The sequence below is a fragment of the Tabrizicola sp. BL-A-41-H6 genome, from assembly GCF_050632395.1.
Taxonomy (GTDB): Bacteria; Pseudomonadota; Alphaproteobacteria; order Rhodobacterales; family Rhodobacteraceae; genus JAUYQR01.
In genome coordinates this window covers 120,486-141,150 of record NZ_CP192600.1, presented here as the reverse complement: position 1 = coordinate 141,150, position 20,665 = coordinate 120,486, and the positions used below count along the sequence as shown (strand labels likewise).

Sequence of the window (20,665 nt, the reverse complement as noted above, 5' to 3'; positions counted from 1 at the left end):
CGACCAGGTTGCAATTGTCATGTAAGCGGCTTGAAGGACACAGATTCCCGCAGTTGGGGGGCTAAATCAGCGCGCAACACCCGTAAGCGGCGTTGACCGCGCCGCTTGCCACGCGATTTCCTGCATCAGCCGCGCTGCCTTGGGAGCCGGTGAAGTCGCAACGCTTCCGTCCGCCCGCGTCAACTCGAACGGTAGCCCGGTCGGATCCTTCTGGTAAAGCACCGCATAGTGAACCAGCGCCACGAAGTAATTGCCAAGGTCGTTCAGGTGGATCATGTCGCGCGACCCGTCGGGTTGCAGCGCGAAGAGGTCGTTTCGGTCGCGCAGGTTGCCGACCCCACCTTGCGCCTCGACAGCCTCGACCAGCGCGGCAAGCGCCTGACCTGCCGGGATCACATGGATCACCGCTCCCTCCGGCAGTTCAGCCAGCGCGGGGCGCAGGATCTCTGCCTCCCAGTAGCGGGCAAAATCGGTTTCCAGCCGGGTTATCCAGCCTCCGGGATCGTTCAACGGGTGCCAGGTCTCATACAGGTAAAGCCGCACGTCGGGCCGCGCCTCAAGTGCTGCGTTGGCCCATAGCGCAAGGTATTCCGGGCTGTCGAAGTAGGCGATCGCATCGCGGATTTCGACCATCTCGGTCAGGACAATTGCGTCATAGTCGCCGCTGGCCACGGCGTCATGGGCGGGGCGAAACCTGTCGTGGTTGTTCTCGGCCTCGAAGCCGTTGATCGGCTCGTCGCCCCAATGCGCCTTCAGCGTGGTGCCCCAGCCAAGCTGGCTGTCGTAAGAATGACCCTCGCCGGCAAGTTGCGCCAGCATCGCCGGCATGTCGCGATTAACCAAGCTGTGGCCAAGGTGGTAGACCGAAAGCGGGCCTTCCGGCGCGGGCAAAGGGGCTGCGAAAAGCCGCGCCATTTCCGCGTCGTCTGGGGCCGTCGAATGAAAGAAGGCCGCAGCCGGGACAGCGATCAATACCAAGGCAAACGCCACAAGCGCACGTTTCACAGTGCAACACCCGTCAGGACCAGACCCTGCGCCAGCCCGATGCGGCCATGCATCTCGTGGCCCGTATGAAGCCCCGCGACCGGATGACAGAACCGCGCGGTGAACTTGTCACCATTCAGCCGGATCGCCAGAGTGCCAAAGCCGAACAGGCTTGCGGTTATCGGAAACTGCGCCTTGTAGGCAGCTTCCTTGGCCGCAAAGACGTGGCGGACGTGACGCCCCCGATCCACCTCCGGCAGCGTTGCCAGATCTTCCGGCGTGCAGATCACCGGCCAAAGCTCGCTTTCCAGCGCGGTATCTTCCTCGATGTCGACGCCAAGCGGTGCGCCCATGCGCAGCACCGCTACAGCCAGCGTCTTGTTGTGCGCGATCGACCCGCCGATGCCGGGTGGCCAGATCGGCGCCCGATCACGGTCGGTGGCAATCGCCGCAGGCGGCTGGCCAAGCATCTCCAGCGCGCGGCGTGCAGCGGCCCGACCGGCGGCAAATTCGGCAACCCGGGCAGGCACCGACCCGGCAATATGGCTCGCTTCACCGGGCCACAGGCTTGCCTCACGCCCCGGCACGATCGGTTCAACCGCAACGGCCACGTCTGCCGGAAACAGCGTCGCCAGCGTCCGTTCGATCTCGGCAGTGCGCAGGACGGTGGTCATCCCGATGCCCTTTCGCGGGCGTCGCGCATTGCGCGCCGACGCGCCATTGCATCGTTGCGGGCCTGCGCTCCGGTGTCGGCAGACACAGCCTGCGCCGCCGCCGCGCTTGCAGGTGCGACACCCCCGCCGACATGCGCCGCCAGTGCCGAAAGCACGGGAAAGCGGAAGATATCGGTGATCGCCAGCTTGTCGGATTTCAGCGCCACCTTCAGTTCGCGGTGCGCCTGAACCGCCAGCAGCGAATGACCGCCAAGCGCAAAGAAGTTGTCCGACCGCCCGACCCTTGGCACTCCCAGAACCCGCGCCCAGACGCCCGCGATGGCATCCTCCACGCTGTCCTCCGTTGGCGCAAAGGCGCGGTCGGCACTGGTGGCCCCAAGCGTGGGCGCGGGTAGCGCCTTGCGATCCACTTTGCGGTTCGGCGTCAACGGAAAGCTGTCCAGCGTCACGAAATGCGCGGGCACCATAATCTCGGGCAGCGTTTCTACCAGATGCGCGCGCAGCGCGCCTTCCTCCACTTTCGCGTCAGTAGTCAGATAGGCCACAAGCCGCACGTCGCCGGGCTGGTCCTCGCGCGGGATGACCACCGCCTGCCGCACGCCGGGCGCGGTTTCCAGTGCAGTCTCGATCTCGCCCAGTTCGATCCGGTGGCCGCGCAGCTTGACCTGATGATCCGCGCGGCCAAGGAAATCAAGCTTGCCATCGGCGCGGCGGCGGACAAGGTCACCTGTGCGATACATCCGGCCCTTGCCCGCGAACGGATCGGGGCGGAACCGTTCGGCCGTCAGGTCATCGCGGCGGAAGTAGCCTTGCGCCACGCCCTCGCCACCGATCCACAGTTCGCCCTCGGTGCCATCGGGCACCGGCGCACCGGCGTCGTCCAGCACGTAAAGCGCGGTGTTGGCGATGGGCTTGCCGATGTTGACCACACCCTCCGCCCCCATCGTCGCCTCGACCGAGGACCAGATCGTCGTCTCGGTCGGCCCATACATGTTCAGAACCGGACCGCCGATCATGCCCGACAGGTCGGCCGCCAGTTTGCCGGGCAACGCCTCCCCGCCCACCAGCAGCCGCTTCAGCAGGCCAAGCGAGGCGCGCGCACCGTCGTCTTCGGCCAGCATCCGCGCCATCGAGGGGGTGCACTGCATGTGGCTGACCCCGTGCCGGGTGATCAGCCCCGACAGCGAGGTGTCGGCCTCGGCCCCCGCGCCGTTGGTGCGGCGCAGCACCTCGGCTAGGGGCTTCAGGCCGGCCATCACCTGCGCGGTCGGAATGCCGTAGTCGATCAGGCAGGCGACCTCGTCCACGTCGATCGCCTTCAACTCCTCAACCCGCGTGACCGCGTCGTCGATGGTGCCGAACAGGCCCGAATCGTCGAAATAGCGCAGGAAGGCGAAGTCGAGGATCGCTTCGAGTTCCTCTGTCCCAAGGCTGCCAAGGTCGATGTCCATCGGGTTCGACACACCCTGCGGTTTCTTGAACGCAGGAAAGGCCCAAGCGTATTGCTTGATCAACCCCGCGGCCGACCGCAGGTAATCCTTCATCGGTTCGCGTGCCACCTCGCGAGCAGCGTCGCGGCTGTCGGCCAGATAGGTGTGCAGCATCAGCGTCACCGTGAAATCGGCCGGGTTATGCCCCGCCTCGGCCAGCGCGGCGCGGTAGATCTTCACCTTGTCGCCAACTTCCGCAACCGACTGGCCCAGAAGGTGCGTCAGCACGTTCGCCCCGAGCTTGCCCGCATCGCGCCAGGTTTCAGGGTTGCCGGCGGTGGTGACCCAGACTGGAAGTTCCTTCGAAACCGGGCGGGGCTGTGTGACGACCTCGTGCAAGGTGCCATCCTTGCGTGGGAAACCGACCGCCTCGCCTCGCCATAGCCGGCGCAGCGTGGTGATCACGTCCAGCATCGCCTGCCGGTTGGCGGGCGGCGTATTCTCGGGCCGCAGCACGAAATCGTCCGGTTGCCAGCCCGAAGCGATCGCAAGCGCGGCGCGTCCGTTGGTCAGGTTGTCGATCACCGCCCACTCCTCGGCGATCCGGGCGGGGTGGTGCAGCGGCGCAACACAACTGCCTGCACGCACACCGATGTTCTTCGTGACCGCAGCCACCGCAGCGCCGGTGACCGATGGGTTCGGATAGGGGCCGCCAAACGCGTGGAAATGTCGTTCCGGCGTCCATACGGCGCAGAACCCGTTGGCATCGGCGAACTTCGCGCCTTCCAGCAACAGCTCATATTTCCGCGGCCCGGCGCCATCGTCGTTGCCCCAGTAATACAGGCTGAAATCCATCTTCCGCGAGGATACGGTGGTCCCGCCCGACGGGCTGGTGCGGCTGGCGTCGTCGGCCACGACCACGGTGAAGCCGCGCGTCAGGGTCCAGAAAAGCTCCAGCACCGAAATATCGAACGAAAGCGAAGTGACGGCCAGCCAGATGCCGGGATCGGTGCCCAGCGTGTCGTCCATGCCGGCAAAGAAGTTCATCACGTTGCGGTGCGTGACGACAACGCCCTTCGGCCGCCCGGTAGACCCTGAGGTATAGATAACGTAAGCCGGATCGTCTGCGGTCGGGCCATCGTCTGGCGCCACGGGCTGCGCAGCTGCTATGCGCGGGTCGGCGTCAACCACAAGATACTGCAGGCCAGTCGGCAGATCGCCCGCCACGGCCCTTTCAGTGACGATCACCGCGCAGTCCGAATCCTCGGCATAAAGCGCAAGGCGGTCGGCGGGGTAGGCGGGGTCCATCGGCACATAGGCTGCCCCTGCCAACTGGATGCCAATGGCACCGGCCACCATGTCCGAACTCCGCCGACAGGCAAGGCCCACCAAGCTACCTCGTCCGATGCCCATCTGGCGCAGGACCTGCGCAATCCGCGCGGCACGCGCGGTCAGGTCTGCATAGCTGATGCCAGCCTCTGCCGCGATGACGGCGGTGTGCTTCGGCGCCTTGCCGGCCTGCGCAAGAATCGCCGCCGGAATGGTCAGGCTGCGGTCATACTCGCGGGCCGTCTCTGCCAACGCGGCAGAAAGATGCGCCTCCTCGGCCGCCGAGGCGACGGTGATCGTGGAAAGGTCGGCCCCGTCGGCAATGGCGTGCGCTATGCGAACAATGCGTGCGGCCAAGGCGGCAGCGTCGCTGGCGGACAGGCGGCTTGTGTCATGCCAAAGCAATCCGGCACCCAGCGTCAGCGTGACAGCAGACCCTTCGACCGGGCGGTCTGACCGGGTCAGGGCCAGCGGCGGCACCCGCAAGCCCGCAAGGCTTGGCTCGCGCAAGACAAGATCGGCGGCAATTCCTGTTGCGGCCTCGGCTGCGGCAATGGCCCGTGCAGCAATTGGTTCGGCCTGCGCAGCCGGGCCGGTCGCGGACAGCCGCAGTGGCACCCATGGCAATATGTAGCCGGGCACGGCAGTGGGACCGTTCGACCAGGCGACATCACCGCCGGTGCGTCCGGTCGCGCGCAGCGCAGCTAGGGCAACAAGCGCCGGTGCAACGCCGGCAACGTCAACAACAAGGGATGCCCATTTGGGCGCAGCCGTGACCGGGCCGCCGACCGGCGCGGGATCGTTGGCAACAAGCAGCGTGCGGATCCGCTGCTCGGCCTCGGCCGCCTGGGCCAAAGCCTCGGTGAGGCGGCGCGCCTCGGCGGCGTCGGGCGACGCCAAGTGCGTGACGCCAAGGCTCGCGGCGGCGACGGCCGACCCGGCCATATCGGTCAGCCCTGACAACCGCACAGCCCCGGTGCCGCACGCGACGACAAGCCCGGATGCCGTATCAAGCACCGTGCCCGGCGCGCCGGACCCGGTGCAAACCTCCGCACGTCCAACCGCAAGCACCCGGCCAGCCGCTTCGATCTTCGGCACCGCCAGCGGATTGCGATAGCCGCCATGATCCAGCGCTCGAACCTGCGCCGCAACCGCTTCGGCGGGCTTCGTGAAATCAAGCCTGCCCGCGGCGACAGGGCGGTCGGCTCGCCGATAAAGGTGACGCGGCCCGACTGGCTGGGCATGTCGCGGTTGGCCGCCCGCCTGAAGCGCGGCGATCACCGACGGAAAGCTGTCCAGCGCCGCAGCAAAGCAGCGGGCGTTCAATGTGAAGGCGGTCTCGTCTGCGGCAATGTCGAAGGTGCGCGTCACAAGAATGTCGCCCTCGTCGATTCCCGCGGTCACCAGATGCCAGGTCACCGCATGGCGCGGCTCGCCGTTCAGCAAGGCCCACACCGGAGCATTCAGTCCAGCGTACCCGGGCAGCGGCCCGTCGTGAAAATTGACACCACCCATCTTGGCCCGCGCGATCACGGGTTCCGGCACCAGCGACAGGTTGGCCACCGAAAGCACCCAGTCATAGATCAGACCATCGGTCCGCGCCGAAAGGTCCGCCCCAGGCGCCAGCACCCGCAAGCCCCGGTCGCCAGCCCATCGCGCCACGCGAGCGTCGCGGGTAACGACGGCGGCAATCCCATGGCCTTCGTCCAGCCACAGGTTGCCGCATTCGGCTGCGAGGCTTTCGTTGCCGATCAGAAGGGCGGTCAGTGTCATGCGATGGCTCCGGTCATTCCGCGGCGACTTGTCGGTCGGTCAGGTTGAAGGCAGGTTCGGTTGCCGAGGCCGACTCGGCCTCGACGATGGCGGCGCGCAGCCGCGAGGCGAGCACTCGGACGTTCGGTTCCAGCACCATCGAATCGTGGTTACCCGGCACCTCATCCACTTTCAGTTGGGGCGCGAAAGGGGTCCACTGGTTGTCATGGAACACGTATTCCCGCTCGGAGCTGATCCAGTTGCCGCGACTGACCTTGAAGCTGCGGTCAAGCTGAGGCCGGTACAGAACCACCCGTCCATCTGCCCAAGGCGTAACCTGATAAATCCCGACCGCGTGGCGGAAGGCGGCTTCGATAGCGGCATTGTTGAAGGACGGCACCGTCGGGTCTGGCTCGTTTGCAGAAACGGCGCGGCGCGACCGTTCCCACGCAATCCGGCGGCGTGCCCAGTGGGCAAGAAACTGTGGCCCCCCGCGGCGCAATTCGGTCAGCTTCATCAAGGCACGGTCGATGGCGCTGGGGACGGGGCGCACCGGCAGCGGTGTGTCCAGCAGCACAAGCAGCGCCACTTCCTCGCCTGCAGCGCGCAACTGGCGCGAAATATCCCACGCCGTGATCCCCCCGCCCGAAAAACCACCAAGCAGATAGGGCCCGTTCGGTTGCACCTGCCGGATTTCGGCAAGGCAGTCGGCGGCGGCTTCCTCGATCGTCGTGTGCGGAGCGGCATCCCCGAACAGCCCCCGCGCCTGCAGCCCGTAGAAAGGCCTGTCCGTCCCGATCAGATGCGCAAGGTGGCGCAGGTTCAAGACGTTGCCGAACATGCCTGCCACAAGGAAGAACGGCGTTTTCGGCCCACCCTCGCCGCCATGCATGGCGACAAGGTGGGTAAAGCTTGGCCCCGCCGGATCTGCCTTGGTGGCCGGGTCGGCGCTGGTTTCCTCAGGCCCGATCCGATCCGCGATCAGCTTGGCGCAGCGCGCGATGGTCGGCGCCTCGAACAGCACAGAGATCGGGAAATCTATCTTCCACTGCCGGCGGATCATCGCAAACAGCCGCACCGCGATCAGCGAATGGCCGCCAAGCGCGAAGAAGTCATCTTCGACCCCCACCTGTGCCACACCCAAGAGATCGGCCCAGAAACCGGCCAGCACGCGCTCCACCTCGGTGCGCGGCGCGAGATAGTCGTTTTCCAGCTCAGGGCGCGCAAAGCCCGGCCCTTCGGCAGCGTCCGCCTGAACGGCGTTGTTCTGCCGCACAAGCGCTGCAAGATCGAGCGACGAGACCAGCACCTGCGGCGCATCAAACGCCAGTGCCCTAACAAAAGCTTCTGCTCCTTCTGCCGGGCGGATGCCATCGGCGAGCGCCTGCACCAGACGTTCCTCGGCCGGAGAAAGCGACCGGCGCGCGTCATCCGCAAGCACTTCGCGCGGCGCGGGCGGTGCCGGACGGGCCAGAACCTCTTCGGCAGAAACCGAGCGGAAGGTGATGCCTTCAACCTCGATCAGCACCCGACCGGCGGGGTCGGTCAGCGTGACGTCAAAGCTGGCAACATCGGCACCGGGCGCACCGGCCAGCCGCGCCCAGCTGCGGATCTCCGCTGGTAGCGGCGCATGGCTGCGCACCGTGCCCAGTGTGACCGGCACCCAGATCGCGCCCAGCGGGGCGGGCGGCAACAACGCCAGCCCCCAGCCGGTGCCAATGTCGAAAAGCGCGGGATGGATGGCGCAGCTGTCGGCATCGGCGGTGGCCTGCGCGGGCAGGGCCAGCGTGGCGATGCCTTCGTTCTGGCCGATCGCGGTCGCCCGCAACACCTGCCAGCGCGGACCGAAGGCAAGCCGGTCCTCCTGCGCCGACGGCAGCGCGACGCCGCCCTGCGCGCTGGCGCGCGTGGTGCAGCGGGCGGTGATGGCGGCCAGATCGACAAGTCCGGTCGGCGTGGCAAGCGGCGAAATCCCCGCCTCGGCAGTCAAGACCCAGCCAGCGGTTTCCCGGGCACGCGCCTGCATCCGGTAGGCACCGTCGCGGCCCTTGCTGACGCTGACACGCAGATCGCGCGGCATGTCCGCTTCTAGCCGAAGCGGGCGGAACACCGTAAGGTCGGTCAGGGTAAAGCCCGCCGACGCGCCGATCGCCGACATCGCCTCGGACACAATCTCAGGCCAAGCGGCACCCGGCAGGACAGCGGTGCCATCCTTCAGACGGTGGTCATCCATGACCCATTGGCTGGCCGACAGCGTGGCTTCGAAGTGATAGCCATCGTCGGCCTTGGTCATCCGCTCCAGCACCAGCATCCCGGGCAGCGGGGCAGCCCCAGCATCCTTGCCCTGACGGCGGGCGTCGGCATCTGCGGCCATCCCGATGCCCGACCAGATCCCCCAGTTCACCGCGACAACCTTGGTCTTGCCCCCCGCACGCGACCGGGCAAAGGCATTGAGATACTCATTGGCGGCCACATAGTCGGCCTGACCAGCAGGTGAGGTGACGGTCGAGGTCGACGAAAACAACACCAGCCGATCAATGCTGCCATCTGGCAAAAGCTGGTCCAGCAGTTTGGTGCCGTGCACCTTGGCCGACAGCACCGCCTCGGCAGCGCCGGGGTCCTTGCCCAGAAGCGGCGCATCGTCGACTGCGCCTGCGGCGTGCACGACACCATGAATCCGGCCAAGCGTGGCGCGCACCCGGTCAAGCGCGGTGCGCATGTCCTCGGGGTTGCAGACATCGGCGGCCAGCGGCAGCACCTGACCCAACCGCTCCAGCCGCGCAATCACCCCGGCCCGCACACTGCCGGGCGCAGGCAAGCTGCGGCCAATCAGGGCGACCCGCGCCCCGTGGTCCCGCATCAGCCGTTCGGCAACGGTCACGCCGATGCCACCGAAACCGCCCGTAATCACCCAGACCGAGCCTTGCGGAACCTCTGCTGGGGCAGGCAGCGGCGCAGGCGCAAGCCGTTGTTCAAAGCGACGACTGCCCCGCAGCGCGGCAAAGGTGTTGCCAGGCGCTGCCAGCAACTCCTCCAGCACCAGCGAAACCGTCTCGGCCGGGATCGTCGCACGACGGCCCTCCGGCAGGCTCACGTCCAGTTGCGCAGCCGTCAGCCCCGGCAACTCGCGCGGCATCACCCGTACAGGTCCGGCAACGGCGGCCTTTTCAGGGTTGGCAAGCCGTTCCGACCGCACCTGCGCCGCGTCTGACGTCACCACAGTCAGGTGAGGCATCGGCTTCATCCCCGCCTCGCCCAGCGCCTGACCAAGGAAGAACAGGCTCCAGAACCCCTGTTCAAGGTTGCGATGGAAGAAACTGGAGCCCGGGCGGAAGGTTTCTGCCGTGGTCACCAGCCAGAAATGCCCGATTCGCGCCGGCGTCAGGTCGCGCAGCGCAAGATCAGCAAAAAGTGCATCATAGCCTTCCCGCCCATGTTCGGGCGCCAGTGTATAGGTATCCTCACCCGTGCGGGCAAACGCATCGCCCGCATGCACGGTGACAACCCTGTGGCCCCCGTCGCGCAGGCGCTGGGCAGCGGCGCGAGCCAGCCCCACCTCGTCAGCGAACATCAGCCACGTGTTCGGCGCGCCCAGCTCGGTTTCGACATCCACAGGGCAATCCGAAGGTGCCACACGCCATGCCAACCGATAGCCAAAATCGGCCACGGCATCGTGGCGTTTGGCAAGGCTGTCCTCGGTAACCGTCAGAGCGGGCTTGCCCGGTTCGATGAAATAACGCGACCGCTGGAACGGATAGGTCGGCAGCGGCACGCGGCGGCGCGGGGCATCGCCCCAAAGCTGCGTAAAATCGGGGTTGGCACCGCAGGCCCAAAGACGGCCAAGCGTAGCGATGAAATGGCGGTCGTCCGACGTGGTATCGTCGGGGTGGCGCAGGCTCGCGGGCACCGGCTGGCCGCCCATCACGCCATTGGCTTGCGACAGGGTCGCCAGCGCACGGCCCGGCCCAACCTCCAGATACACCCGGTCGGGGTTCTGCCGCAGTGTCGCCATGCCCTGCGCAAAGCGCACCGTGCCGCGCAGATGCGCGACCCAGTAATCCGGGCTGGTCGCCTCGGCATCAGTCAGCGGCTGGCCCGAGCGGTTGGAGATGATCGGAATGCGGGGCGGCGACAGCCGCATCTTCGCCAGATGCGCCCGGAACTCCGCGAGGATCGGCTCAAGCATCCTCGAATGCGCCGCAATGTCGATGGCGATGCGGCTTGATTCAATGCCGTCGGCGCGCAGCCGGTCAGCAAGTGCCAGAAGCCCCGCGTCCGGTCCGGAAACAACTGTCAGCTCGGGCGCGTTGACCGAGGCGATATCAAGATCGCTCAAGTAGGGCGCAAGCGCCACTTCCGACAGCGGCACCGAAAGCATCCCGCCCGCAGGCACAGTGTCAAAAAGCTTGCCGCGCAGGTGGACGAGGCCGACCACCTCTTCCAGACTCATCACGCCCGCCACGCAGGCGGCGGCGTTTTCGCCCATGCTGTGACCAATCAGGACAGACGGCGTGACCCCCCAGCTTTCCCAAAGCTTGGCCAGAGCAATCTCGACGATCAGGATCAGCGGCAGTTGCAGCGATGGGCGGCGCAGGCGTTCGGCGGCCGCAGCCTCGGCCCCCGGTTCTGGCAGCCACAGCGGCCGGATGTCGGCATCGCCCAGCGCATCAAGCGCAGCGAGGCCACGATCCATCCATTCGGCAAAGACCGGCTCCGTCTCGTAAAGGTCGCGCGCCATGTTGGGGTATTGCGCGCCCCCCCCGGGGAACATGAACACGATCTGCGGCGCATCGCCGACGCGGCGCTGGGTGAACACCCGCCGGGGATCGCCCGCCTCCAGCATGGCGGCCGCTTCTTCGTGACTTGCCGCCACCAGCACACGGCGATGCTCGAACGCGCGACGGCCTTCCTTCAGCGTGAAGGCGACGTCGGCCAACGGCTGCTCAGGATGCGCGCGCAGATGCGCTGCAAGCCGCGACGATGCTTCCCCCAGCGCCGAGGCACTGCGCGCTGACAGTGTCAGCAACTGGAACGGCCAGTCGGCCTCGACTGCCTGCCCAACCGCAGGAGCCTCCTCCAGCACGACATGCGCGTTGGTCCCGCCCACGCCAAGCGAGTTGATCCCGGCCCGGCGCGGCGTCGCCCGCCGGGGCCATGCGGTCAGCGTATCGTTCACCCGGAACGGGCTGTTCGCAAAATCGATTGCGGGATTCGGCGCCTCGAAATTCAGGCTCGGCGGCATCTCCTTGTGATGCAGCGCCAGCGTCGCCTTGATCAGGCTGGCAACCCCGGCAGCGGTATCCAGATGGCCGATGTTGGTCTTGACGCTCCCGATGCGCGCAAATCCGGTCAGCGACGTGGTGCGGCGGAACGCTTCGGTCAGGGCGGCAACCTCGATCGGGTCGCCAAGATAGGTGCCCGTCCCATGACATTCGATGTAATCGACCGTGTCGGCAGGTGTGCCTGCCACGGCCATCGCGGTTGCGATGCAGGCGGATTGACCCTCGACCGACGGTGCCAGATAGCCCGCCTTCGCCGCGCCGTCGTTGTTGACCGCCGATCCCTTGATCACCGCCCAGATATGGTCGCCATCGGCCAGCGCATCCTCCAGACGGCGCAGCACCACCGCCCCCGCGCCCGACCCGAACACCGTGCCCTGCGCGCGATGGTCGAAGGCGTGGCACACGCCGTCGGGCGAAAGGACCTCGCCCTCCTTGTAGATGTAGCCCCGGTTCTGCGGCAGTTCGATGGTCACGCCGCCCGCCAGCGCCATGTCGCATTCGCCGTTGATCAGCGCCTGCGCGGCATAATGCACGGCCACAAGCGAGGTGGAGCAGGCAGTCTGCAAGTTCAGGCTCGGCCCCTTCAGGTCGAACACATGGCTCACCCGGGTGGAAAGGAAATCCTTGTCGTTGCCGGTGTGGCGCAACAGGAACATCCCCGTGCTGTCCACCAGCGCCGGGTTCGAGCAGATGTTGAAATAGAAATAGCTGCCCATGCCGCAGCCCGCGAACACGCCCACCGCACCCTTGAACGCCTCTGGCGGGTGGCCCGCGTTTTCCAGCGCCTCCCACGCCACTTCCAGGAATTGGCGATGCTGCGGGTCAAGGATCGCGGCTTCCTTCGGGGAAAACCCGAAGAATTCGGCATCGAAGCGGTCAAAACCATCCAGCGGGGCTGCAAACGGCACATAGGCCGGATTGCGCAGCAGCGCAGCACTTTCACCCGAGCTGGCAAGTTCATCGTCCGTCAGCCGACGAACTGCAGACCGGCCCTCGCGCAGGTTATCCCAATAGGTCGCAATGTCGGGCGCGCCGGGCAGGTGTGCGGCCATGCCAACGATGGCAATGTCGCCCGGTCCGGCCTCGATGGCGGTGTCCACGTCAAACTTCGGATGATCGTTCATAACAATTCTTTCAGTCCGTTAGGTACGTGGCTGCACGGAAGCGTGACATCTGCGCTGGATGACGAGGTCGATGAAGCCCTGATCGCCGAGAATCCAAACACGGCTCCGACGGTCGTTGCCTGCCATAAGCTGAATGGGGCTGCGGGGGCTGCAAAACGGTGTCTGACAATACGACGCACTCTGAAATTTGGCTGACCATGAACGATTCGCGAGTATAAAAAACCTCGCCCTCAGCGTAAACCATTCCTCCGAAAGACGCATCAGCCGAGGGTCAAATCCGCTTCATTTTCCCTGTATGCGTTCGCATCCTTGCATAAGTTAAGGTTTGTTGACGAGATGGCATCAATACTCGAGCGACATCGCTTTGCCTGAAGAGTTCGCGTAGATACGCAGGGACTCAGGACGCGGCGGAGGCATCGAGACTTGCAGGTGAGACCATGATGAAGGATCGGATGCGGCGGATTGGCCGCAGGCTGAGCCGCCAGGCTCAACTGGAAGAGACCGGCCAACTGCCGACTCGGCCATCGACCACGGCCACGCCCCCGCCCGCTCCTGCGCCCCGCGTCGAGAGCCTTCCGCGACCAAAGCCGGTCGAACTGCGCCCGGCTGCGTCGCCCGATCTTTACACCGAACATTTCGGCCTCTTCACCCGCCCCTTCGCCTTGGCGCCCGACCCCGATTTCCTGTTCTGGCCGCCCGCGCACAAGCGGGCCTACGCCATGCTTGAATACGGCGTGATGACCCATTCGCCGATCACCCTGATTACCGGCGATGTCGGTGCGGGCAAGACCACGCTTCTGTTGCACCTGCTGAACTCGCTGGGTCCAGAGGTGAAGGTTGGTCTGATCTCCAACCCGAACGGATCGCGGGCCGAATTGCTGCGCTGGGTGCTCATGTCGCTCGATCAGCCCGCTGGGCTTGAAGACAGCTATGTCGACCTGTTCTCGCGGTTCCAAGCGTTCCTGATCAACGAATATGCCGAAGGCAGGCGCGTCGTCCTGATCTTTGACGAGGCGCAGAACCTCAGCCGCGAGGCGCTGGAGGAATTGCGCATGTTCACCAACATCAACTCCGGCAAGGACGAACTGCTGCAACTGGTGCTGGTCGGGCAGCCCGAACTGCGCGACATCGTGACCCAGCCGAACATGCGCCAGTTCGCGCAGCGCGTGGCGTCGAACTTCCACCTGACCGCGATGGATCGGGCCACGGTGCATTCCTACGTGGCCCATCGCATGAAGGTCGCTGGGCGCTCGCGCCGCGTGTTTTCCGAAGATGCGGTTAATCTCGTCTACGACAAGACAGGTGGCGTCCCGCGGCTTGTCAACCAACTGTGCGACCTGTCACTGGTTTACGCCTTCACCAAGGGCCGCAAGCTGGTCGGAGTCGAAACTGTCCAGCAGGTTCTGGACGATGGCGTATTTTTTGCGGTAAATGTGCCCGGTATCAAAGGTGATTTGTAACTATGACGTTTGATCTGCGATTTTACATGGCTATGCTGTTTCGTCGGCTGCCTTACATTCTTGCCATCCTGATCCTGACCACCATCGCGGGGGTCTACCTAGCGTTCTCGATTCCCGAAACCTACCGGGCCGAGGCGCGCCTGTTGTACGAGAACGGCCAGATCCCGGACGAGCTTGCCGCCTCCACCGTGCGCTCGACCGCCGACGAGGCGCTGCTTTCAGTGCAGCAACGCCTGCTGACGCGGGCGAATCTTTTGGAACTCGCCTCCAAGTTCAAGGTGTTCGACGACGTTCCGAACATCACAGAAGACATGATCGTGGAGCAGATGATCCTGCGCATCTCGATCTACATGCCACCGCTCATGGGCAATACCGGTGTGGTGACTGTATCCTTCGATGCGGGTGATCCCGTCCTTTCGGCCGATGTGACGAACGCGCTCGTCGACCAGATTCTCCAACAAAGCGTAGAGCTCAGGACCGCCGCCTCGGGTAGCACGCTCGATTTCTTCCAACAGGAAGTAAAGCGTCTGACCGACGAACTTGCAGTGCAGAACTCCAAGATACTCGAATTCGAGGAAGCGAACCGCGACGCCCTGCCGGAAAGCCTCGCCTACCGTCGCGGCCGTCAGGAAGCACAGCAGGAACGCCTTACGTTGGTCGAGCGCGAACTTGCCGGCCTGCGCGACCGGCGGCAAAGTCTTGTCGATCTTTATGACCGCACCGGTCGGCTGGCGGCTTCGGTCGGCGTGCTGACACCCGAGCAGACACAACTGGAAACCCTGCGTCAGGAACTGGCGTCGGCGGTTGTCGTGCTGTCTCCTGAAAATCCTCGGGTTAAAGCCCTGCAACTACAGGTCGACGCCCTTGAAGAAGCGGTCAAGGAACAGCTTGGCGTCGCCGGCGAAGGCGCGATGACCTCGTACGACCTGCAGATGGCCGATATCGACGGCCAGATAAAATTCCTTGTCGAACAGAAGCAGGAAATCGAAACCGAACTGGAGAGTCTGCGCGCCTCGATCGAAAAGACCCCCAGCAACTCGATCATGCTGGGCGAACTGCAAGGCGCTTACCAGAATACCCAGGTGCAATACGACCAGGCTGTCGCAAGCCTTGCCGAAGCGCGGATGGGCGACCGGATCGAGGTCACCTCCCGCGGTCAGCGCATCACGGTGATCGAACTTGCCGTGCCGCCGACGATCCGGGCCGAACCCAACCGCAAGCTGATCTCGGCAGCGGGCTTTGGCGCCGGCATGCTGTTGTCGCTGGGTCTCGTCATGCTCTTGGAACTTCTGAACCGCACCGTGCGCCGCCCGGCCGAAATGGTGAAATCGCTGGGGATAACGCCGTTCGGCACGATCCCCTACATGGCCACCGCTGACGAGTTGCGCCAGCGCCGCGCCGCGCGCCGCAACCTGATCGCTGCCGTCGCACTTTTCGTGCCCGTGGCGCTTTACCTGTTGCACGTCACAGTCATGCCGCTTGACACGTTGGCCTCGGCAATCGCCGAAGCTGTCGGGCTTGGGCCGGAAGTCAGTGTCGCAACGCCAGAAATCTCGGGGTAGGCCGTCATGGAACGCATTCAATCCGCCATCGCCAAGGCGCGCGCTGCGCGTGGCGCCGTTGCAGCCGCGCCGAAACCGCAAGCTCCGGTCAAGCCGCCAAAGGACATGTGGTCAACCCTGACCGAACTTCAGTTCGACGAAACCCGGCTGGAACGCGGCCGCATCGTCGCGCACCAGTCCGGCCCGCAGGCCGCCGTGTTCGACGTGATGCGGACCAACCTCATGCACCAGTTGCGCGAACACAACTGGACGCGGGTTGCCATCACCTCGCCCGGCAGCAGCTGCGGCAAGACCACGCTGACCCTCAATCTTGCGCTCAGCCTCGCCCGCCAGCCTGATCTTAAGGTCGTGGTCCTGGAACTTGACCTGCGCCGCCCCGCCATGCAGCGCACCCTTGGCATCGACCGCACCTGCAACTTCGCCGGTGTGCTCGACGGCAGCGAGGCCCCCGAAGCGCAACTGTTCCGCTGGCGCTCGAACCTCGCGCTTGGTCTGAATTCCATTCCCGTTGCCAGCCCGGCCGAGCTATTGTCGTCCGACCGCGCTGCCGAAACCGTCGATGCGCTGGAAGAGCGGTTGCAGCCGAACGTGATGCTTTTCGACCTGCCGCCAATGGTTGTGGGGGATGATACCATCGCTTTCCTTGATCAGGTCGATTGCGCCCTGATGGTCACCGAGGCCGAGGCAAGCACCGTGTCCGAGATCGACCGCTGCGGCAAGGATCTGGCCGCCCATACCCAGGTGCTGGGCGTCGTACTCAACAAGTGCCGGTATATGGAGCCGACCGAAAGCTACGGTTATGGCGACACCTGACCAAGCCCGCGCGTCTGGGGCGGGTTGCCGCCTTGGCGAGGTGACAGAAGAATTTGTTGCCGGTCACCGTCTGGATGCACCTGATCGTGATGTGAGTTTTTGGGGTGACGGATTTGCAGGGCGACGAATTGAATGCGAATGACAATGGGCGGCCGGCCGGTGCGAAACCGACCGTTGCCTACCTCGTGAACCAGTACCCCAAGGTTAGCCACACCTTCATTCGCCGCGAAATCCTCGCTTTGGAACGACAAGGCTTCGACATCCGTCGCTTCGCGATTCGCGGCTGGGACGCCGATGTCGTAGACCCTGTCGACATCGACGAAGGTCGCCGCACCCGGCATGTGCTGAAGAATGGCCTTCTGCCGCTGGTCAAGGCGGTGCTGGTCAACGCCGTCAAACGCCCGTTGCCGACATTCCGTGCCTTGCGCGCGGCGTTAGCCATGTCGCGCAAGTCCATTCGGCCGCTGCCTTACCACATTGTCTGGTTCGCCCACGCCTGCCAGCTTCGCCTGTGGTTCGAGGCGGACGGCATCGATCATCTGCATGCGCATTTCGGCACCAACTCTGCCGATGTTGCCCATCTTGTGCATCTTCTGGACGGGCCGCCATACAGCTTTACCGTCCACGGCGCAGACGAATTCGACAACGTCCTCGCGATGTCGCTGCCGCGCAAATGCGGTAGCGCCGAGTTCGTGGTGGCGATCAGCCATTACACCAAGTCACAGCTGATGCGGCAACTGCCGCAGGCTGACTGGCAGAAACTCCGACTGGTGCATTGCGGGCTGGAGGAGGCGTTCTTCGCGCCCACCTTCACGCCATTTCCGCAACAGCCGGTGTTGCTTTGCATCGGTCGCTACTGCGCCGAAAAAAGCCAGCTGACCCTGCTTGATGCGCTTGCTGCACTGGCCCGGCCCGAAGTGCGGCTGGTGCTGGCGGGCGACGGCGATTTCCGCCCTCTCATCGAACGGCGGATCGCCGAACTTGGCCTGTCACGGCAAGTCACGCTGACCGGCTGGATCGGCAGCGATGAGGTGCGCAAACTCATCACCGAAGCCACCCTCGTCGTTCAGCCCAGCCTGATGGAGGGTCTGCCCGTCGTCATCATGGAAGCGATGGCGCAGGGCCGCCCTGTGATCTCGACCTACATCGCAGGTATCCCCGAGCTGGTTCAGGAAGGCCGCACCGGCTGGTTGGTGCCCGCAGGCGATGCGCCCAGCCTGACCGAAGCGATGGCCGCCGCTCTCGACACTCCGTCAGACGTGCGGGAGGCAATGGGCCGGGACGGCGCCGTCCGGGTCCGCGAGCGTCACCACATCGACACCGAGGCCGCCAAGCTGGCCCGCCTCTTCACCAAAGGGCCAACGGGGTGATCACCACGGCCAAGCGCGCGGCTCGAGCGGTTCTCGGCATCCCGCCGGTGCTCGGTCTTTTGCGGTCGTGGCGCCTGCGCGGCAACCCTGTGACGGTGCTTTGCTATCACACCATCGGGCCCGATACCGGCGGCCCGGATGCCTGGACGGTCCTGCGCGCCGCTGATTTCAGGGCTCATTTGGCGGCACTTCAGGAATCCCATGACATCGTCGACCTCGACCGGGCCCTTGCAGACGGGCCGGGACATCGCGGCAGGCCGCGCGCTGTCTTGACCTTTGACGACGGCGAGGCAGGCAATCACCGTTACCTGCTGCCGATCCTGACCGAGCTTCAGCTTCCGGTGACAATCTTCGTGGCCACTGGCCAGATCGAAACCGGCCAGCCCTACTGGTTTGACCGGATCATGGGCGCGCTGACCGCAGGCGCCGACGTTGATCTTGCCACCCACGGCCTTGGTCGCTGGCACATCCCGCCGACCCCCGGCCCATCGCGCTGGGCCACTGTCTCCAGCCTGCTCGAAACGTTGAAACGCACCGCGCCGGATTGCCGCGCTGCGATTGTCGACGACATCCTGTCACGGTATCCCCTTCCCCCCGGCAGGCCGCCCCTCGGCCCGATGACCCGCGCGGAACTGGCCGAGATCGCCCGCAGCCCCCGGGTGACGATCGGTGCTCACAGCCATTGTCACAACCTTCTCGACCAGCTTCCCCTCGTAGAAGCCGAGGCGAGCATTGCGCGGTCTCGTAGCCTTCTGCGCGATTGGACCGGGCAAGAGGTCGCGCATTTCGCCTGGCCGAATGGCAACCACACGCCCGCCCTTCGCCAACGCGCCCAACGCCTCGGGTTCAGGTCTGCGGCCGCGCTCGACATGCGCCTCTGGCGCGCGGGCGCCGATCCCTACGCGCTTCCACGCTTGGGTATCGGGCGCCATGATGACACGGCAAGGCTGCGTTTGCGGCTCGTCGGGACGTGAAGGCAAGAATGGTGTGATGACGAAGTATCTGGTCACGGGGGGCTGTGGATTTGTCGGATCGCATCTGTGCGATGCACTTGTCAAAGGCGGCGCCAGTATCACCATTCTGGACAATCTTGCGACTGGCAAGACAGCGAACCTGACGGCAGGCGCCCGTCTTATCGAAGGTGACGTTGCCGATCCCGATACCGTTGCCCGCGCAATCCACGGTGCTGACGGGGTTTTCCACCTCGCAGGCATCGCTTCCGTCGAATATTGCAACGCCCATTGGCGCGAAGGGCATCGCACGAACCTGACCGGTTCCGTCACCGTATTCGAGGCGGCCAAGAACGCAGGCAAGGTGCCGGTGGTCTACACTTCGTCCGCGGCAGTCTATGGCGATGCTGGCGACGTCATCGTTCACGAAGATCGGACTGTCGCTCCGCTCACGGCCTATGGCGCCGACAAACTTGGCACGGAACTACACGCCCGGATCGCAACGTCGGTGCACGGGGTGCCGACAATCGGTCTGCGCCCGTTCAACATCTACGGCCCGCGGCAAGACCCGTCTTCGACCTATTCCGGCGTGATTTCCATTTTCAATGACCGGCTCCGCAAACAGCAGCCGATCACCATTTTCGGCGACGGTCTGCAAACCCGCGACTTCGTCTTGGTAACTGATGTTGTGCAAATGCTCATGGCAGCGATGCAGAACTCACCCCAAGCGGCAGGTCGGGTGTTCAATGTCTGCACCGGTCGCGCCACCTCATTGCTTGACCTCATGGCGATGCTCGCCCGCCTCCACCGGACCGAGCCAGAGGTTACCCACTCTCCCCCGCGTGCCGGCGATATCCGTCACTCGCTGGGTGATCCCGCGCGCGCATCGGCCGCGCTTGGTGTTCAGGCGTTAGTCTCGCTGGAAACGGGTCTCAAGCTGCTGCTTGGCGTTTGATCGCCGGCTCGAAGGCCTGATCTGACGGCTCAATGGCACTTCCAACGTTGCGGACGGCATGGCTCACCATATCGCGCAGATGGCGCGGCGCGTCCCTTCTGCCGGTCGGTTGCACAAGCAGCCGCATGCGGTAGATCAGCCCCCCCGCGACATTCGCCACCGTGGCAGCCACCGCATGCACCCTGCCACCGCGCTTGCAGAAATACCGCCAGTGGCTGTCAAACCAGTATTGCGGCGTCCGGTTCCATTCCTTCATCCCTGTCGACACCGACCCGATGTGCAAGACCCGACTTTCACGCACATAATGCGTGTCCCAACCCGCCTCCTTCGCCCTATGGCAAAGGTCGGTTTCCTCGAAATACAAGAAGAAGCGTTCGTCAAAAAGTCCGATGGTCCGAAGCACGTCGTCGCGGATCAGAAGGCTCGCCCCGGCCACCCAATCAACCGGCCCACTTTGTTCGGGCTCGGGCAGTGCCACGATCCACCGCGACAAAAGCCGCGAGATCGGGCCAAAACGCGCCGTGCCCTCGAACTCCGAAGCGATCGACGGAAACCGGAACGAGGTGCGGTGCGTCTCTCCGTCCGTGCCGAAGATCAGGCTGCCGGCCAGACCAGCGCGCGGATGACGCTCAAGATGGGCCATCAGGATCCTGATCGCCTCCGGCTCGGGGAAGGCGTCAGAATTCAGCACGTAAGTGTAGGTCGGTCGCGATCCGTCCGGCAGGCCAAGGCGGATGCCCACGTTGTTGCCGGCGCCAAACCCGCCATTGCGCCCGGCTTGCACCACGCGCACCCGGTCATGCCCGCGAAAAGCCTCGCTCAACGTCTCGAACGACCCGTCTCCCGAATCGTTGTCGACCACGGCGATCGCTCCGTCGATGCCCGCCATCGCCACTTCGGCGGCGGCAACCGCGCGCAGCGTCATGTCGGGCGTCCGCCAGTTCAGGATTACGGTCAGAACAGTCGGCTTCACGGGCATG

At 65.0% G+C, this 20,665-nt stretch carries 11 protein-coding genes; 6 read left to right on the top strand and 5 right to left on the bottom strand.

Annotation, left to right across the window (positions count from 1 at the left end; all coding sequences use genetic code 11):
• Nucleotides 1-66: 66 nt before the first annotated feature.
• From ACROUL_RS00660 to ACROUL_RS00645, 4 genes are read right to left on the bottom strand one after another with little or no spacing between them, the layout of a single operon-like run.
• Nucleotides 67-1,005, bottom strand: coding sequence for a hypothetical protein (locus ACROUL_RS00660; RefSeq protein WP_431297637.1), 939 nt, complete (start codon nt 1,003-1,005; stop codon nt 67-69).
• Complete coding sequence (locus tag ACROUL_RS00655; protein WP_431297636.1) at nt 1,002-1,658, bottom strand: 4'-phosphopantetheinyl transferase family protein; 657 nt, start codon at nt 1,656-1,658, stop codon at nt 1,002-1,004. Before ACROUL_RS00655 ends, ACROUL_RS00660 begins: the two co-directional genes overlap by 4 nt.
• A complete protein-coding gene (locus ACROUL_RS00650) occupies nt 1,655-6,190 on the bottom strand; it encodes a MupA/Atu3671 family FMN-dependent luciferase-like monooxygenase (RefSeq protein WP_431297635.1) in 4,536 nt (1,511 codons plus the stop codon). Before ACROUL_RS00650 ends, ACROUL_RS00655 begins: the two co-directional genes overlap by 4 nt.
• Nucleotides 6,191-6,203: 13 nt before the next feature.
• Nucleotides 6,204-12,575, bottom strand: coding sequence for a type I polyketide synthase (locus tag ACROUL_RS00645; RefSeq protein WP_431297634.1), 6,372 nt, complete (start codon nt 12,573-12,575; stop codon nt 6,204-6,206).
• 437 nt (nt 12,576-13,012) lie between these two features.
• Between ACROUL_RS00645 and ACROUL_RS00640 the strand changes: the two genes are divergently transcribed.
• From ACROUL_RS00640 to ACROUL_RS00615, 6 genes are all read left to right on the top strand, one after another.
• Nucleotides 13,013-14,035 carry an ExeA family protein gene (locus ACROUL_RS00640; RefSeq protein ID WP_431297633.1) on the top strand — a complete coding sequence of 341 codons (1,023 nt, stop codon included), beginning with the start codon at nt 13,013-13,015 and terminating at the stop codon, nt 14,033-14,035.
• Nucleotides 14,036-14,037: 2 nt separating this feature from the next.
• Nucleotides 14,038-15,597: a GumC family protein gene (locus tag ACROUL_RS00635; protein WP_431297632.1), complete on the top strand. Its 1,560-nt coding sequence runs from the start codon at nt 14,038-14,040 to the stop codon at nt 15,595-15,597.
• Nucleotides 15,598-15,603: 6 nt separating this feature from the next.
• Nucleotides 15,604-16,410, top strand: a complete 807-nt coding sequence (locus ACROUL_RS00630) for a CpsD/CapB family tyrosine-protein kinase (protein WP_431297631.1) — start codon at nt 15,604-15,606, stop codon at nt 16,408-16,410.
• Between the two features lie 104 nt (nt 16,411-16,514).
• Nucleotides 16,515-17,780 (top strand): glycosyltransferase family 4 protein, encoded by a 1,266-nt coding sequence (locus tag ACROUL_RS00625; RefSeq protein ID WP_431297630.1) that lies wholly within the window; start codon nt 16,515-16,517, stop codon nt 17,778-17,780.
• Complete coding sequence (locus ACROUL_RS00620; protein ID WP_431297629.1) at nt 17,777-18,754, top strand: polysaccharide deacetylase family protein; 978 nt, start codon at nt 17,777-17,779, stop codon at nt 18,752-18,754. Before ACROUL_RS00625 ends, ACROUL_RS00620 begins: the two co-directional genes overlap by 4 nt.
• A gap of 16 nt (nt 18,755-18,770) precedes the next feature.
• A complete protein-coding gene (locus ACROUL_RS00615; RefSeq protein WP_431297628.1) occupies nt 18,771-19,685 on the top strand; it encodes an NAD-dependent epimerase/dehydratase family protein in 915 nt (304 codons plus the stop codon).
• Here the strand turns inward: ACROUL_RS00615 and ACROUL_RS00610 are convergent.
• A complete protein-coding gene (locus ACROUL_RS00610) occupies nt 19,663-20,658 on the bottom strand; it encodes a glycosyltransferase family 2 protein (protein WP_431297627.1) in 996 nt (331 codons plus the stop codon). The two genes, ACROUL_RS00615 and ACROUL_RS00610, sit on opposite strands and share 23 nt — an antisense overlap.
• Nucleotides 20,659-20,665: the final 7 nt, after the last annotated feature.